This is a genomic window from Limnoglobus sp. (assembly GCF_059499385.1).
In genome coordinates, this window is the sequence record NZ_JCABYM010000157.1 from 49,336 (window position 1) to 66,026 (window position 16,691).

The 16,691-nt window shown below is 66.7% G+C and carries 11 protein-coding genes; 7 read left to right on the forward strand and 4 right to left on the reverse strand.

Annotated elements, in window-relative coordinates:
• Positions 1-414: 414 nt before the first annotated feature.
• Positions 415-777 carry a hypothetical protein gene (locus AC5JJ2_RS27345; protein ID WP_495861232.1) on the reverse strand — a complete coding sequence of 121 codons (363 nt, stop codon included), beginning with the start codon at positions 775-777 and terminating at the stop codon, positions 415-417.
• A gap of 188 nt (positions 778-965) precedes the next feature.
• On the opposite strand from AC5JJ2_RS27345, the gene AC5JJ2_RS27350 reads away from it, so the two are divergent.
• From AC5JJ2_RS27350 to AC5JJ2_RS27370, 5 genes are all read left to right on the forward strand, one after another.
• Positions 966-3,266 (forward strand): AMP-binding protein, encoded by a 2,301-nt coding sequence (locus AC5JJ2_RS27350; RefSeq protein ID WP_495861233.1) that lies wholly within the window; start codon positions 966-968, stop codon positions 3,264-3,266.
• Between the two features lie 99 nt (positions 3,267-3,365).
• Positions 3,366-4,121 carry an RNA methyltransferase gene (locus AC5JJ2_RS27355; protein WP_495861234.1) on the forward strand — a complete coding sequence of 252 codons (756 nt, stop codon included), beginning with the start codon at positions 3,366-3,368 and terminating at the stop codon, positions 4,119-4,121.
• Positions 4,122-4,243: 122 nt separating this feature from the next.
• Complete coding sequence (locus tag AC5JJ2_RS27360) at positions 4,244-5,956, forward strand: hypothetical protein (protein WP_495861235.1); 1,713 nt, start codon at positions 4,244-4,246, stop codon at positions 5,954-5,956.
• Between the two features lie 14 nt (positions 5,957-5,970).
• Positions 5,971-7,362, forward strand: coding sequence for a DUF1800 domain-containing protein (locus AC5JJ2_RS27365; RefSeq protein WP_495861236.1), 1,392 nt, complete (start codon positions 5,971-5,973; stop codon positions 7,360-7,362).
• Between the two features lie 11 nt (positions 7,363-7,373).
• Positions 7,374-8,615: a DUF1501 domain-containing protein gene (locus AC5JJ2_RS27370; protein WP_495861237.1), complete on the forward strand. Its 1,242-nt coding sequence runs from the start codon at positions 7,374-7,376 to the stop codon at positions 8,613-8,615.
• A 41-nt stretch (positions 8,616-8,656) separates the two neighbouring features.
• Here the strand turns inward: AC5JJ2_RS27370 and AC5JJ2_RS27375 are convergent, their stop codons facing one another.
• From AC5JJ2_RS27375 to AC5JJ2_RS27385, 3 genes are all read right to left on the reverse strand, one after another.
• Entirely contained in the window at positions 8,657-9,655 is a 999-nt protein-coding gene (locus AC5JJ2_RS27375) for a serine/threonine-protein kinase (protein ID WP_495861238.1), read from the reverse strand.
• Positions 9,656-9,723: 68 nt separating this feature from the next.
• Entirely contained in the window at positions 9,724-11,217 is a 1,494-nt protein-coding gene (locus tag AC5JJ2_RS27380) for a carboxypeptidase M32 (RefSeq protein ID WP_495861239.1), read from the reverse strand.
• 104 nt (positions 11,218-11,321) lie between these two features.
• On the reverse strand, positions 11,322-14,048 hold the full coding sequence (locus AC5JJ2_RS27385; RefSeq protein ID WP_495861240.1) for an MGH1-like glycoside hydrolase domain-containing protein: 2,727 nt from the start codon (positions 14,046-14,048) through the stop codon (positions 11,322-11,324).
• Positions 14,049-14,325: 277 nt separating this feature from the next.
• On the opposite strand from AC5JJ2_RS27385, the gene AC5JJ2_RS27390 reads away from it, so the two are divergent.
• A complete protein-coding gene (locus AC5JJ2_RS27390) occupies positions 14,326-16,014 on the forward strand; it encodes a thioredoxin-like domain-containing protein (RefSeq protein WP_495861241.1) in 1,689 nt (562 codons plus the stop codon).
• 44 nt (positions 16,015-16,058) lie between these two features.
• A complete protein-coding gene (locus AC5JJ2_RS27395) occupies positions 16,059-16,634 on the forward strand; it encodes a hypothetical protein (protein WP_495861242.1) in 576 nt (191 codons plus the stop codon).
• Positions 16,635-16,691 lie beyond the last annotated feature (57 nt).

The following is a 16,691-nucleotide window of genomic DNA, read 5'->3' on the forward strand; positions in this document are numbered from 1 at the left end:
GCTCTCGGGTGAGGCGGTAAAGTCGGAACTCACGGCAAATTCCGAGTTATCGTACCCTTACGGCGACGCCTTAACAAGCGTTGTCGGCCCCGCCGCGGCTAAATCATTACGGTGTGGTCCCTTCCGGATGCAGTCAAAGCCTACATTTTCCGGCGGGTAGAACGGAACGGGGCGAAACGACCCGAACAGTCTCTCTACCTTATCGACCAAAGTGATACCGGAGATTATACCGGTCACTAGTGCGACGGTGAAAAACCGCCCACAGATTTCAGCGATTGGGCGAATCAGGGATTTATAGAACGCGATTTGGCAAGGTGGTTGGTTTCGGAGCTGATACTCCCCGCGGACGTTCGTCCGCGGGCTTTCTATTGTTTTAGGGCGAAAGCCCGCGGACGAACGTCCGCGGGGATCGCCTCACTCGACCGGGTGTTCGTTTTCCCACGTCAGGATGTGCTGCATCAGGTCCGGCGGGTCCACGTTGTCGCACGGCAGCGGCCACGCGAACCGCTCGGACGCGGCCAGTTGAGTCGCCCCGGTGCGGTCGTACACGTCGAAGTCGCACCACAGCTTCACGAACTTGCCGATGGCCCGGCCGCGCCGCCGGAGGCGGCCGATCAGTTCGCGGGCGTCGTCGTCGGTCCGGGCGGCCTCCGCGAGGAGTTCCGCCCAATCGACGACCCACTCGACCAACATGCGGGCTTCCTCGTCCCCCAGCCCCCGCGTGAGGGCCTCGTCCCGCACGATCTCGCGCACCAGCGCGTCACAGTCCACGGCCATCCCTGCCCCCATCGCCTTTGCGAGTCGGCGGGCGGCCCGTCCCCCAACGGGCCGCCCCAGCCAACTCTCCCCCACGCCTGCTTCGCCTCGGTGTGCGGCGGGATATAACGGCCGCGGGGTCCGTTCGCAAGCGTGAATTCTTCATAAATCGCTTTCGTCCCGCCGCCGGACTCGCGAAGATGCCAACGATGTCCACCCTCTCCGACCTCGCCCTCGCATTCCTGGGGGCGTTCCTCGCGTTCGCCGTCCTGTCCTGGTTGTTCCCGTCGCTGCTCCGCGGCCTGTGGCGACTGATCCTTCATGCGCTGTACCGGTTCCGCGTCTACAACGCCGACCGCATCCCGGCGACCGGCCCGGCCCTGATCGTCGCGAACCACGTCAGTTACCTCGACTGGATGATCTTCTGGGCCGCCACGCCGCGGCGGGTGAACTACGTCTTCTACGCCGGGTACTACAAGAACCCGGTCCTACGATTCTTCCTCTCGTGGGTCCGCCACCAGTCGGTCAGCCTCGACAACCGCCGGAACCAACCGCACGCGACGATGGACGCGCTGAAGGCCGTGGCCGCCGCCCTCGACCGCGGCGAGGTCGTGGTCTACTTCCCGGAGGGCCGCCTGACCCGCAACGGGCAGATGCTCCCGTTCGGCCGCGGCCTGGAACGCATCCTGCAACTAGTTACGGTGGACGTGCCGGTCATCCCGGCGTGCAGCGACGGCATGTGGGGCAGCTTCTTCACCCACAAGGACGGCCCGATCATGGCCAAGTGGCCCGGCGGGTTCCGGCGGAAGGTGTCCGTCTGGTTCGGCCAGCCGCTGCCGGGGAAGCCGACCGCCGCGGAAGTCCGGGCCGCCGTCGTAGAGGCGGTGGCGGACGTGGCGATCCGCGAGAGCGGCGAGTTGCCGAGCGTCCACTACGCCTTCGTCCGCACGGCCTGCCGGTGGCGGAACACGTTCCGCGTCGGCTTCATCGACGCCGCCACCGACCGCAAGCTGACGTTCGGCCAGGGCCTCGTCGCGACGTGGTGCTTGTCGGGTTGGTTGAAGAAGAAACTCGGACCCTCCGATGAACCCGTCGGCTTGTGGCTGCCGACCGGCCTCGGCTCGACGCTCGCCAACCTCGCCCTCGGCTACCTCGGCCGTACGACCGTGAACCTCAACTACACCGCCGGCCGCGAGTCGGTCGAATCGGCGGCCCGCCAGTCCGGGCTGAAGGTCGTCATCACGGCGAAGCGATTCATCGAGCGCATCCCGTTGGAACTTCCGCCCGACATCGAACGAATCTACCTCGAAGACGCCCTCGGCGGCATCTCGAAGCCCGCGAAGCTCGTGCGATTCCTCGCCGTCGTCCTCCTTCCCGCGTGGCTGGTCGCCCGGCTGATCGGCCTGCCGACACGCGCCACGGACGACGTGCAGACGATCATCTTCAGCAGCGGCAGCACCGGCGAGCCGAAGGGCGTGATGCTCACCCGCCGGAACATCGCCGGGAACGTGGACGGCTTCCTCCGCGGCGTGCCGATCTCGGACAAGGACACGATGCTCGCGACGCTGCCGTTCTTCCACAGCTTCGGGTACACCGTCTGCCTGTGGGCGTGCGTGTACGAGGGCGTGGTCGCCATCTACTACCCGGACCCGCGCGCGGCGAAAGAGGTCGGCGAACTCTGCAAGAAACATTCCTGCACGATCATGATGGGCACCGCCACGTTCCTTCGGTTCTACCTCCGTCGCAGCGACCCGGCCGACTTCCGGTCCGTGACGCTGCTCATCTGCGGGGCGGAGAAGCTGCCGGTGAAACTCGCCCACGAGTTCCACGCGAAGTTCGGCATCATGCCGCTCGAAGGGTACGGCTGCACGGAAACGTCGCCGGTCGTTTGCACGAACCTGCACGACGTGGAGGTGAAGGGCGTCAAGCAAGTAGCGAACACGTTCGGCACGGTCGGCCAGCCGATCCCCGGCGTCGTCGCTAAGGCGTTCCACCCGGAGACGCGGCAGCCGCTCCTGCCCGGCGAGGAGGGCGTGCTGGGCGTGAAGGGGCCGAACGTGATGCTCGGCTACTGGCAACAGCCGGAGAAGACGGCACAAGTGATGATCGACGGGGCGTGGTACGTGACCGGCGACGTGGGCCGGATCGAGCCGGACGGGTTCATCCGCATCACCGGGCGGATCAGCCGGTTCGCGAAGATCGCCGGCGAGATGGTCCCGCTGGAGAAGCTCGAACAGGAGATGCAGGAACTGTTCGGGACCGGCGAGCGGCTGGTGACGGTGTGTGCCGTGCCGGACGAGAAGCGGGGCGAGCGGCTGGTCGTGCTGTACCTGCCGGACGCGGCGGCGAAGCTGGACGAGGTGTTGGAGGCGTTGCCGAAACAGGGGCTGCCGAACCTGTGGGTTCCGGACCGGCGGAACTGTCGGGAGGTGGAGGCGTTCCCGGCGCTGGGCAGCGGGAAGCTGGACCTGAAAGCGGTGGACGAGCTGGCGAGGAAGTTGGCGGGGTGATGTTTCCCACGGATGTTCATCCGTGGGCTTCGCCCAAAAAGAAGTAGCGGGCGAAAGCCCGCGGACGAACGTCCGCGGGGTGTCGGCTAAACTACCCCCATGCTCGCCAACTGCCGCGTCGTCCTCGTTCGCACGCACTACGCCGGGAACATCGGGTCCGTCGCGCGGGCCATGAAGAACTTCGGCCTCCGCGACCTCGTCCTCGTCGATCCCGTCGCCGACGTTGCGTCCCACCAGGCCCGGATGCTGGCCGCCAGCGCCCAGGACATCCTCGACGCGGCCCGCCCCGTGCCCACCTTCGACGAAGCCGTCGCGGATTGCGGCGTCGTCCTCGGCTCGTCCGGCGAGACGGCCGGCACGCTCCGGCAAACCCTCGCCGGCACGCCGCGGGACGTGTTCCCCCGATTCGTCGAAGCGCTCGCACATTCGCCGTGCGCCCTCGTCTTCGGCCCCGAGCCGCACGGCCTGGCGAACGAAGAACTGGCCCGCTGCCACGGCCTGCTGTTCCTACCTACGGAGGCGGAGTACACGTCTTTGAACCTGTCGCTGGCCGTCGGGATCGCCCTCTACGAGCTTCGCAACGCCTCGCGGTCGCAGCCGGAATCACTCGCACGGTCGCCGGCCGCGTTCGCCGATTTCGACCGTGCCATGACGCACCTGCACGCGGCGATGACGGACGTTCGCTTCCTGTTCGGCCAGAACGCCGAGGCTCTGATGAACGCCTTCCGCCACATGGTCGGCCGTGCCACGCCGACGGACCAGGAGGTGAAGATGCTGCACGGCCTCGCCCGGCAGTTGGAACACGCCGCCGACCGGATGAAAAAAGCTGAAACCCTTCTGAGAGGCGGGAAGTAACACTTGGCAATCGTAGGGCGGGTCAAGGCTTTGCCCCGACCCGCCGGGGCTGAGTGCGCCGCGGCGGGTCGGCGCAAAGCCTTGACCCGCCCTACAAATCCCGCCCGGATCGGGTACGCATCATGTTCCGCGCTGCCATCGCGTTCCTGCTTGTGTTCGGCCCGACGGCCCTCGCCGCCGACCCGCTCGACCGCATCCCGGCGCAAGCGGGATTCGTCTTCAAGGTTGAGAACCCGCGCCAGTTCGTGCAGGGGCTGACGAAGATCGACGCCTACCACGGGCTGCAACAGTTCCCCGCGGTGAAGGAGTACCTCGACTCCACGCAGGTGCGGCGGTTCTTCCAGGTCGTGAAGTACCTCGAAGCCGAACTCGGCGGGCCGTGGCCGGAGCAGCTGGACAAGGTCGCCGGCAACGGCATCGCCCTCGGGGTGGCGCTCGCCCCGGAGCCGCAGCCGGCGCTGTTGGTGATCGAGGGGACCGACGCGGCGACCGTCGCGAAAGCGTTCAAGCTGTTCGCCGCGACCGTCCAGGAGGAAGTCGCCCGCGGCGAGGGGAAGCAGGAAGTCATGAAGGCGGAGGTCGAGGGCGTCCCGGTCCTGGGCGTCGGCAAGGACTTCCGAACCGCCCACGTCGGTACGACGATCTACATCGCGAACAAGGACGTGGCGCTCGCCGAGGCGTTGAAGATGGCCGCGGGCAAGACGAAGGGCCGCGTGACGGACCACGCCACCGTCGCCGCGGCCCGAAAGCTGGCCGGGAAGAACCCGGCCGCGTGGGGCTGGCTCGACTTCGCGAAGGTGAAGGAATCGCAGCAGTCGAAGGACTTCTTCGCGGCGACCAAGAAGGACATCTTCCAGACGCTCCTCTTCGGCAGCACGGCCGACGCCGCCCGCCGGGCCGAGTTCATCGCGTTCGCCGTCGAGCAGACGCCGAGGGGGTTCTCGTTCGCCGTCCGGCTTCCGGCGAAGCGGAGCGAACTCGACCCGAACATGGCGGTCCACGCCCCGATGAAAGGCGAACCCGGCTCCCGGCCGCTGCTAATGCCGAAGGGCGTCATCTACAGCCAGAGCTTCTACCTCGACCTCGGCTTCCTGTGGAAGGAGCGGAACAAGCTGTTCAACCCGGAAAACCTCAAGGACGTGGAGAAGGGCATCAAGGACCTCGACAAGGTGCTGCCGAACACGAGCTTCGGCCAACTCCTGGAGATGTCCGGCCCTTACCACCGGCTGGTTTCGGCCCACACCGGCGAGAAGTTGTACGGCATCGAACCCGGTCAAGTGATCCCGCCGTCCGCCTACGTCGCGTCGATGCGGGACGCCCAGTACGGCGAGACGATGGACGCGCTTCTGCGGGCCGGCGGGCTGATCGCGGGCTTCCAGACCGGGTGGAAGCTCAGCGAGGAGACGTTCGACGGCGTGAAGCTGGTGACGTACCGGTTCCCGGAGAAGGCCGACCCGAAGTTCGACGACGACGAGAACCTGCGGTTCAACGCCGCCCCGACGTTCGCGGTCGTGGGCGACTCGCTCGTCGTCGGCAGCACGCCGGGCATCGTAAAGCTGCTGATCCCGGAGTTGAAGAAGGAGTCGAAGGCGTCCGGGTCGCCGGTCGTGTGGCGGGCCAGCGCGTTCGCGGACGGGGCGAGCCGATTCTTGAACGCGGCCCCGGAGCCGACGGTCACGCAGGCGATCCTGACGCAGGGGATCGGCCTCGCGGAAGCGAAGGAGCAGACCCGGAAGTTCGCCGACTGGCTGAAGACGATCGGCAGCCTCGACGTGAGCATCGACCACGCGGCCGAGATGTACGAGTTCAAACTGGCCTGGACGTTCGGCAAGTAACAGGGGAGTTCACCATGTCCGCCGCAACCGGTTGGCACCCGTACACGCCGACGGCCGACAACCCGTGGGACGCGAAGAAGGTCGGCCACCTGTACCGCCGGGCCGGGTTCGGGGCGTCGCACGCGGAGCTGGACGCGGGCGTGAAGAACGGCCCGGCGAAGACGCTCGACCTGATCCTCAACGGCGGCCCGGCTGACGCCGACTTCGAGCAGTCCTCCGAGTTCATGGCGAGCGAGCGGAGCCTGCCCGCCGGGACGACGGCCGTGCCGCTCGGCGCGTGGTGGCTGTACCGGATGCTCCGGACGCCGCACCCGTTCCACGAGAAGATGTGCCTGTTCTGGCACAACCACTTCGCCACGAGCATCCTCAAGGTCCGCAACGCCCGGTACATGCTCGGCCAGTACCGGTTGGTCCACAAGCACGCCCTCGGCAGCTTCCGCACGCTGCTGCACGAGATGACGCTCGACCCGGCGATGATGGTCTGGCTCGACACGAAGGACAGCAAGAAGGGGAAGCCGAACGAGAACTACGCCCGCGAGCTGATGGAACTCTTCTCGCTCGGCATCGGGAACTACACGGAGAAGGACATCCGCGAGGCGGCGCGGGCGTTCACCGGGTACGGCATCAAGGCCGGGAAGTCGGTGTTCACCGAGAAAGAACACGAGGCCGGCTCGAAGTCCGTTTTCGGCAAGACGGGGAACTTCATGGCGAAGGAGGTCGTGGACCTCTGCCTGGACCAGACGGCGTGCCCGCGGTTCCTCGTGACGAAGCTGTACCACTTCCTCTTCAGCGATGCCGAGACACCGAAGCCGGGGTTCCTCGACCCGCTCGTGCAGCAGTACCGCAAGAGCAATTTCAACACGGCCGAGCTGGTTTCGACGATGCTGCGGTCGAATCATTTTTTCTCGCCGGACGTGTACCGGGCGAAGGTGAAGTCGCCGGTCGAGTTCGCCGTCGGCATCGTCCGTGGCTTGGAGGGGAACGTCGGCCCGCTTAACCTCGCGTCGGCCCTGGAAACGCTCGGCCAGGTGCTGTTCGCGCCGCCGTCGGTCAAGGGCTGGGACGGCGGCCCGGCGTGGCTGAACGGGCAGACGCTGCTCTTCCGCCAGAACCTCGCGCTGGCGCTGACCTCGACGGAAGACACTCGGTTTGGCCGGCGGTGCGACCCGGTCGCGGTGTTGTCGCGGTACGACCGCCGCACGGACGAGGCCGCCGTCGAGTTCCTGCTGCACGTCTTCCTCCAGGGCGACGTGTCGGCCGAGGCCCGCGAGCAACTGGCCGAGTACGCGAAGAAGTCGAAGGCGACGAAGTACCCGCCGTTCTGGTCGGCCGAGGACGTGGCGAACCACCGCACCCGAACGCTCGCCCACCTGACGCTAACGCTGCCCGAATTCCAACTCGCCTGATCGAGGTTCCTATGACGACGCGACGCGACTTCCTGAAATCGTCCTCGCTGCTCGGGTTCGGGGCGACCGTCCCGGCGTTCCTCGGCACGACGGCGGCCGCCGCCCCCGCGAACGGCAAGGCCGGGGCGAAGGACACGATCCTCGTGGTCGTCCAACTCACCGGCGGCAACGACGGGCTGAACACCGTCATCCCGCTCAAGAACGACCTGTACCAAAAGTACCGGCCGACCATCGCCGTCCCGAAGGACAAGGCGTTCGGCGTGACGGCTGACTACGGCCTTCACCCGTCGATGGCGGCGCTCGGCCGGCTGCTCAACGACCGGCAGGCGGCCTGCGTCGTCCACGGCGTCGGCTACCCGAACCCGGACCAGTCGCATTTCCGGTCGATGGACATCTGGCACGCCGCCAGCACGAAGGAGTCGCTCACCGAGGGCTGGCTCGGCAAGGCGATGAAGGCGAAGCCGCTGCCCGGCTTCCACCTCGCGGCCGACAACGAGATTGCCCCGCTGGCGCTGACCGGCGCGCCGGCGCGGGTTCCGTCGATCGCGAAGCTGGACGACTTCCAACTGAAGATCGGCGGCGCGAGCGGCAAGGACAAGGCCGACCAGAAGAGCGTCATCGAGTCGGTCGCGAAGGGCGAGGCGGACGCGAAGAAGCCGAAGCTGCTCGACTTCGTCCGCCGCACGGCGATGAACACCTACGAGAGTACCGACCGGCTCCGCGAGATCGGCAAGAGCTACGAGCCGAAGGTCCCGTACCCGGCGAACGAGTTCGCAAACCGGCTGAAGCTCGCGGCCCAGCTCATCGACGCCGGAATCGGGGCACGGCTGTTCTACGTCTCGCTCGACGGGTTCGACACGCACTCCGGGCAGGGCGGCGTCACCGGGGCGCACGCGAACCTGCTCGACACCGTCGCGGCCGGCATCTCGGCGTTCTACCGCGACCTCGCGGAGCGGGGCCACGGCGACCGGGTGTGCGTGATGACGTTCTCCGAGTTCGGCCGGCGGGCGAAGGAGAACGGTAGCAACGGCACCGACCACGGCAGCGGCGCGCCGATGTTCCTCGTCGGCGGCAAGGTGAAGGCCGGGTTCGTCGGCGAGCATCCGAGTTTGGATAAGCTCGAAGACGGGAACCTCGTCCACACGACCGACTTCCGGCAGGTCTACGCGGCAGTGCTGGACAAGTGGCTGGGCGTCGATCCGAAGCCGATTCTGGGTGAGGGCTTCAAGCCGGTGGACGTGTTCAAGGGGTGAGACCCGACTTCCGAAGTCGAAGCCGGACTTCGGAAGTCGGGTCACTCTTTGATCGCCGCCACGACGGTTTCGAGCGCCTGTCGCAGTTCCTTCGCCGTCTGCGGCCGCTCCGCCGGGTTCTTCGCCAACATCCATAGGCACAGGTCGCTCGCCAACGGCGACACGTCCGGGTTCCGCTCGACCGGCGGCCGCGGCGGCGTGCTCATGTGCTGCATGATCATCTGCATCCGGTTCCGCCCCTCGAACGGCAGCTTCCCCGTCAGTAGTTCGTAGAACGTCACGCCGAGCGAGTAGATGTCCGCCCGCAGGTCCACGCTCCCGGCGTCCTTCGCCTGCTCCGGGGCGAGGTAAGCGGCCGTGCCCGCCAGTTCCGGCGGGGCGGCCCCTTCGAGCATCTTCAGCAGGTCGGACTTCGCCAGCCCGAAGTCGATCAGCTTCGCGATGCCGCTGGTGCTGACCAGGATGTTGTCCGGCTTGATGTCGCGGTGGACGATCCCCGCCTGCCACACGGCCGCGAGGCCCTCGATCACCTGCCCGACGAGGTACAGCGCCCACGAGGTCGGCAGTGCGCCGCCCGAGCGGACCAACTCGCCGAGCGGCCGGCCCTCGACGAACTCCAGCACGAGGTACGGCCACCGCGGGTCGAACCCGAAGTCGATGAACCGGACGACCCGCGGGTGCTTCACGCGGGCCAGGGCCGCCGCCTCCGCCCGCATCTGCTTCAGGGCCGCGTCCCGGTCGTAGACGTTGCCCCAGTTCACCAACTTCACCGCCACCGGGATTTGCTTCGCCTCGTCCCATGCCCGGAAGACGTGGCACGACACCCCCTGGCCGAGTTGCTCCTGCAGCGCGTACGGCCCGATCCGGTCCCCGGTCTTCGGGCCGTTCGGGACGCCGTTGAGCGTGTGCTCCTTGCGGGTCGGGGCGGTGATGAAGCTGGTGTCGTTCGTCTCGTTCGACGTGGTGCGGCGGACCTCGTCGTGGATGTCCGACGAAGTGAGCCGGCCGTCCGGGGTGTTCGGAATGGGCGTGGGCGTCATAAGTGTTCGCGGGTCAATCGCAACTTTCCCGTCCGTGGCGAAAGGGATGCAACTTGCCTCATCACAGCTTAGCACACGTTGTAAAGGCGGAAAAATTTCCCGCGCAGTTCTTCCAGGAACGGCCCGACGGCGAGCGTCGCCCCCGTCACCCGGCGGCACAACTCCTTCGCCCGATACCGTCGGCCCTGCGAATGGACGTTCGCCACCAGCCACTCGCGGAGCGGCCGGAAGTCGCCGACGCGCATCCGGTCGTCCAGGGCCGGGATCGCCTGCCGAGCCGCCCGCATCAGCTGCGCCGCGTACAGGTTCCCCAGCGTGTACGTCGGGAAGTACCCGATGCCGCCGAAGCTCCAGTGGATGTCCTGCAGGCAGCCCTCACGGTCGGTCGGCGGCGTCAGGTCGAACAGCGTCCGGAACTTCTCGTTCCACGCGGCCGGCAACTCGGCCACCGGCAGGTCGCCGCTCATCAGGGCTTGCTCGATCTCGAACCGCAGGACGATGTGCAGGTTGTACGTCGCCTCGTCCGCCTCCACGCGAATGAACGACGGCTTCACTTCGTTGATCGCCGCATGGAAGGCGTCGAGCGGAACGTCCGCGATGCTCGTGAAGGTTTGTTGCAGCCGCGGGAAGAAGTGTTCCCAGAACGGCCGACTGCGGCCGACGAGGTTCTCCCACAGCCGGGACTGCGACTCGTGGATGCCGAGCGAACACGCCTGGGCCGTCGGCTCGCCGTACCGGTCGGCGGGGAGGTTCTGCTCGTACAACCCGTGCCCGGCCTCGTGCAGGAGGCCGAAGAACGCCTCGTTGAACGCCCGCGGGTTGTACCGCGTGGTGATCCGGCAGTCGCCGGGGCCGAACCCGGAGCAGAACGGGTGCGTCGTCGTGTCGAGCCGCCCGGCGGCGAAGTCGAACCCGACGGCCGCGGCCGCCGCCTCGGCGAACAGCTTCTGCCGGTCGATGGGGTAGTCGCGCTCCAGAATCGACCGGTCCGGCTTGGTGGAAGATGAGGTGATCTCGCGGATGATCGGAACCAGCCCGGCCGACAGTTCCGCAAAGAGGGCCGTGATCTCGCCGGCCGTGGCCCCCGGCTCGTACTCGTCGAGCAGCGCGTCATAGGGGTGGTCCTTCCACCCGACGGCCGCGGCCTCCTCCCGCTTCAGCGCGACGATCTTCTCCAGGTGTGGTTTAAAAAAAGCGAAGTCGCTCTTGGCCCGCGCCTCGATCCACGCCTCGTTCGCGGCGGCGGTGACGCGGGCGAGTTCCTCGACCAGTCGGGCCGGTACCTTCGTCGCCCGGTCGAAGCCGTGCCGCAGTTCGCGAATGTTCGCGGCTTCGAGAGAGTCTTCCGGGAAGCTCCCGGCCGCGGCCAGCAGTTCGCCGATTCGTGGATCAGTGGCGTGCTGGTGCGTCAGCTTCGCGAGCAGGGCCAGTTGCTCGCCGCGGAACGCGGCCCCGGCCTTCGGCATGTACGTCTGCTGGTCCCAGCCGAGGACCGACGAGCAGGACGAGAGAAGGGCCACGTCGCGGGAACGGGCCATCAGTTCGGCGTAGGGTGTGGTCATGCGGCTATGTTACGCGGGCGTGAACAGGAGGAACTCCCCGCGGACGTTCGTCCGCGGGCTTTGCCTTCAGAATTGAAAGCCCGCGGACGAACGTCCGCGGGGACTCACGCCTGGCACTTAATCACCGCCCGCGCCGCGCTGCCGCACAGGTCCGTGAACGTACTTTCGCTCGGCAGCAGCAGCTTCGCCACCAGCGCCGTCCACCCGGTCTGGTGGCTCGCCCCGAGGCCCATCCCCGTGTCGCCGTGGAAGTACTCGTAGAACGGCACGTAGTCCCGGAACTGCGGGTCCGACTGGTGCTTGCCGTACCACCCGTTCACCGGCCGCTCGCCCTTCGCGTCCTTCAAGAAGATGCGGGTCAGCCGCTCCGAAATCACCTTCGCCACGTCCAGGATCGACATCATGTTCCCCGATCCCGTCGGGCACTCGACCTTGAAGTCCTCGCCGTAGTAGTGGTGGAACTTGTGCAGGCTCTCGACGATCAGGTAGTTCATCGGGAACCAGATCGGGCCCCGCCAGTTCGAGTTGCCGCCGAACGCCGGGATCGTCGATTCCGCCGGCTGGTAGTCCACCGTCAGCACCTCGTCGCCGACCTGGAAGGCGAACGGCCGGCCCTTGTGCGACTTCGACAAGGAGCGGATGCCGAAGTCGGACAGGAACTCGTTCTCGTCGAGGACGCGGCGGAGCAGCTTCTTCATCCGGTGGCCGCGGAGCAGCGACAAGAGGCGGCGTTCGCCGCGGCCGCCCTGATACCACCGGGACACGAGCGTGGCGAGGTCCGGGCGGTTTTCGAGAATCCACCGCATCCGGCTCGCGAACGCCGGGACGCGGGCGAGCAGTTCCGGTTCGAGGACTTCCACCGCGAACAGCGGGATGAGGCCGACCATCGACCGGACCCGCAGCGGCTGCATGTGGCCGCCGGGGAGGATGAGTTCGTCGTAGTAGAAGCTGTCCTGCTCGTCCCAGAGGCCGATCCCCTTGCCGGCCATGTCGGTCATCGCCCGCGCGATGCCGAGGAAGTGCTCGAAGAACTTGATCCCCACGTCCTCGTAGACGGGGTTGTGCAGGGCCAGCTCCAGCGCGATCCGCATCAGGTTGAGGCTGTACATCGCCATCCAGCCGGTAGCGTCGGCCTGGTTGATGAACCCACCGGTCGGCAGCGGGCGGCTCCGGTCGAACACACCAATGTTGTCGAGGCCGAGGAACCCGCCCTGGAAGACGTTCCGGCCGAAGGCGTCCTTCCGGTTCACCCACCAGTTGAAGTTCAGCATCAACTTGTGGAAGCAGCGTTCGAGGAACGGGATGTCCCCGGCGTCGCCCCGCTGCTCGCGGTCGATCTGGAACACCCGCCAGCAGGCCCAGGCGTGGACCGGGGGGTTGGCGTCGCCGAAGTTCCACTCGTAGGCCGGGAGCTGGCCGTTCGGGTGCATGTAGCACTCGCGGAGGAACATCAGGAGCTGGTCCTTCGCGAACCCGGCATCGACTGTGGCGAACGGGATGGTGTGGAACGCCAGGTCCCACGCCGCGTACCACGGGTACTCCCACTTGTCCGGCATCGACACGATGTCGGCGTTCTTCAGGTGCTCCCAATCGACGTTGCGGCCGCGGTCGTGCTCGGCGTTGTTCCGCTTCCGCTCCCGCGGCGGCTTCGGCTGGGCCGGGTCGCCGTGCAGCCACTGCCACACGTCGTAGTTGAAGAACTGCTTCGTCCAGATCAGCCCCGCGATCGCCTGCCGGTGGACGAGCTTCGCGTCCGCGTCGGTCATCCCGGCCTGCACGTCGGCGAAGAACGTGTCGGCCTCCTCGATCCGCTGGGCCATCACGTCGTCGAAGTCGGCGAACGGCGGGTCGAGGGTGTCCTCGGTGGTGTGCCGCATCCGCACGCGGACGGTGGCGAATCCGCCGGGCGGCAACGTGAACCGGTACTTCGCGGCGACCTTCGTGCCGGTCCGCTCCGGGTTCACGGCGGTCGCGTCACCGCCGACGATGTTCTCGTGGAAGGCGTCTTTGAAGAAGCCCTGTTTCGGGACGCGGTAGAGTTTCGTGACGTTCGTGTCGTTGTCGGTGAAGAGCAGGGTCGGGCTACCGTCGAAGTGGCAGACGTACTCGTCCCAGTCGAAGTGGAACAGGCGGACGTTCTTGTCGTCGATGCCGGTGATGATGGGGCGGAAGGCGTCGGCCGTCCAGGACCAGGTGTTGCGGTACCAGACCTGCGGGAGCACCGTCAGTTCGGCCGTGTCCGGGCCGCGGTTGACGACGGTGATCCGCATGAGGATGTCGGTCGGCGACGCCTTCGCGTACTCGACGAACGAATCGAAATACCGGTCCTCGTTCAGCAACCCGGTGTCGAGCAGCTCGAACTCGGGTTCGTGGCGGCCGCGGCGCTTGTTCTCGGTCGCGAGCCACCGGTACGGGTACTCGGCCTGCGGGTACTTATAGAGGAACTTGAGGTAGCTGTGCGTCGGCGTGGCGTCGAGGTGATAGTAGAGTTCCTTAACGTCCTCGCCGTGGTTGCCGCCCTCGTTGGGGACGCCGTAGAGCCGTTCCTTGAGGATCGGGTCTTTCCCGTTCCAGAGGGCAAGGCCGAGGCAGAGCCGTTGGCCGCTGTCGCTGACGCCGGCGATGCCGTCCTCGCCCCACCGGTAGGCCCGGCGGTGGGCGTGGTCGAACGGGAAGTGGTCCCAGGCGTTGCCGTCCGGCGAGTAGTCTTCCCGCACCGTGCCCCACTGCCGGTCGGACAGGTACGGCCCCCAAGTCCGCCAGGACGCGAGGCCGTCGTTGGCTTCCCGGAGGCGCTGGTGCTCGGCGGTGGCGTAGGTCGCGGCGGTCACGGGCGACTCCGGGGTGTGGGGAAACTTGGAGTGACGATACTGCTTGGATGCAACGGTTTCACCCCGATTCCGGGCGAAATCGTTGCCGAGGCTTCCCGGCGTACCGCTAGGGTCGGCACAGGCGATAGAGGTCAGAGGTCGGACATCAGAGATCAGGAAAGACAGAAACCATTCTGACCTCTCACCTCTGACCTTTGACCTCTGACTTCTCGGTTTCCCCGGTTACCCCTATCGGGTAGGATGCATCTAACTCTCACCTGCCGGAGACCGTGTCCCCATGTCTCAGTCGGTCCCCACGCCCCCGCGTCGACCCTTGCGGCCGCTGCTGATTGCGTCGATCGCGTTCGCCGGGGCCGCCGCCCTCGCGGCGGTCGTCCTGCTCCGCCCGGCCCCGGCGGACGCGCAAAACCCGCCGAAGGTGAAGCTGCCGGAGAAGCGGCCGGACGCCCCGGACCTGAACGGCGGCCTCGCGTGGCTGAACACGTCCGGGCCGATCAAGATGGCCGACCTCAAGGGGAAGGTCGTGTTGCTCGACTTTTGGACGCTCTGCTGCATCAACTGCATCCACATCATGCCGGACCTCGCGAAGCTGGAGAAGAAGTACCCGAACGAGTTGGTCGTCATCGGCGTGCATTCCGCGAAGTTCGAGAACGAGAAGGACACGAAGTCGATCCGCAAGGCGGTGCTGCGGTACGAGATCGCGCACCCGGTCGTGAACGACGCGAACCACACGATTTGGGACAACTTCGACGTGAACAGCTGGCCGACGATGGCCGTCATCGACGCCGAGGGGAAGTTCGTCGGCAAGATTTCCGGCGAGGGGAACTACGACCTGATGGACGAGGTCGTGGCCACGCTCATCGCCGAGGCGAAGGAGAAGAAGGTCCTCAACGACAAGCCGATCCGGTTCGACCTGATTCGTTACCGCGAGACGGGCGACTCGCCGCTGTTCTTCCCCGGCAAGGTGACGGCCGACGAGAAGGGGAACCGCCTCTTCATCGCCGACAGCACGAACCATCGAATCGTGGTCACGGACCTCGACGGCAAGAAGCTGGACGTCATCGGGACCGGCACGCCGGGCTTCAAGGACGGGTTGTTCGCCGCGACACAGTTCGACGACCCGCAGGGCATGGCCCTCGACGGCGACACGCTGTACGTCGCGGACCGGAAGAACCATAGCATCCGCGCCCTGGACTTGAAGGCGAAAACGACCACGACCGTCGCGGGCATCGGAAAGCAGGACGGCGAGTTCGCGAACCGCGCCCTCGATTCGTTCGTAGACGCGAAGGGGATGGGCTTGAACTCGCCGTGGGACCTGCTCATCGTCGGCCGGCAGATGTTCATCGCGATGGCCGGGCATCACCAGATTTGGGTGATGGATTTGGACGCGAAGAAGGTGAAGCCGTTGGCCGGGAACGGCCGGGAGCACATCAAGGACGGGCCGCTGTATGCGTCGAGCTTCGCCCAGCCGTCCGGGTTGACGCACGACGGCCAGTTCCTGTACGTGGCGGACAGCGAGGGCAGCGCGATCCGGAAGCTGCCGCTCTCCGGCGACGGCCGGGTGACGACTTACATCGGGCGGCCCGGCGACCGCGGGGCGCTGTTCTTCTTCGGCGACAAGGACGGCAAGCTGGAGGACGCGAAGCTGCAGCACGCCCTGGCGGTGTTGCACCACGGCGGCAAGCTGTACGTCGCGGACACGTACAACAGCAAGCTGAAGGAGGTCGATCCGCAGGCCGGGACGTGTACGACGCTTCTCGGCGGCGACGACGCGGACAGCTTCTTCGGCGGCCCGCTGTTCAGCGAGCCGGCCGGGATGTCGATCGCGAACGGCAAGCTGTACGTGGCCGACACGAATGCCAACCGCATCCGCGTGGTGGACCTGAAGTCGAAGCAGGTCTCGACGCTGAAGCTGACGGGCGTGGAGCCGCCCCCGCCGCAGAAGGAATGGCAGCCGATGAAGTAACGCGCCGTTGAAAGATCGTCCCTCACACGGAGGTACTGCCGAATATGTCCGCCAAGCTCGCCACGGCACTCGGCCTGCTCCTAGTTCTCAGCCCGCTCGCGCCCGCCGCCGACAAGGATGCGTGGTACGCGAAGGCCGTGAAGTCGGTCGAGGCGAGCTTCGACCCCGCCGAGGCGAAGCCGGGGCAGACGGTCACCTTCAAGGTCACGGTCACGCTCAACGACGGCTACTACACGTACCCGCTGAAGCAGCCGGAGAAGAACGCGAAGGGAATGGTCAACAAGATCGCGTTCCCGAAGCCCGGCAGCGTCATCTTCGTCGGCGACGCGAAGGACCCGGACGGGTTCGACACCAAGAGTGAGCCTTTGCTCGATATCACGGAGCTGCGGACGTACAAGGGTACGGCGACGTTCGAGCGGAAGGCCGTCGTGTCGCCGACGGCGAAGCCCGGCGACGTGACGGTGCAACTCGACAAGTTCGTCCTGTCCGTGTGCGACGCCTCGAACTGCTACCCGGCCAACACGCTGACGCCGGAGGCGAAGCTGAAGGTTCTCGACGGCAAGGTCGAGGTCGCGAAGGAGTTCGCGGCCGAGGTGAAGGCGGCGCTCGACGGCAAGTAGAATGACGGCGACCCGGACCGACCCACGGACGGCCTCCGTGGGTCGTGCCATTGACCC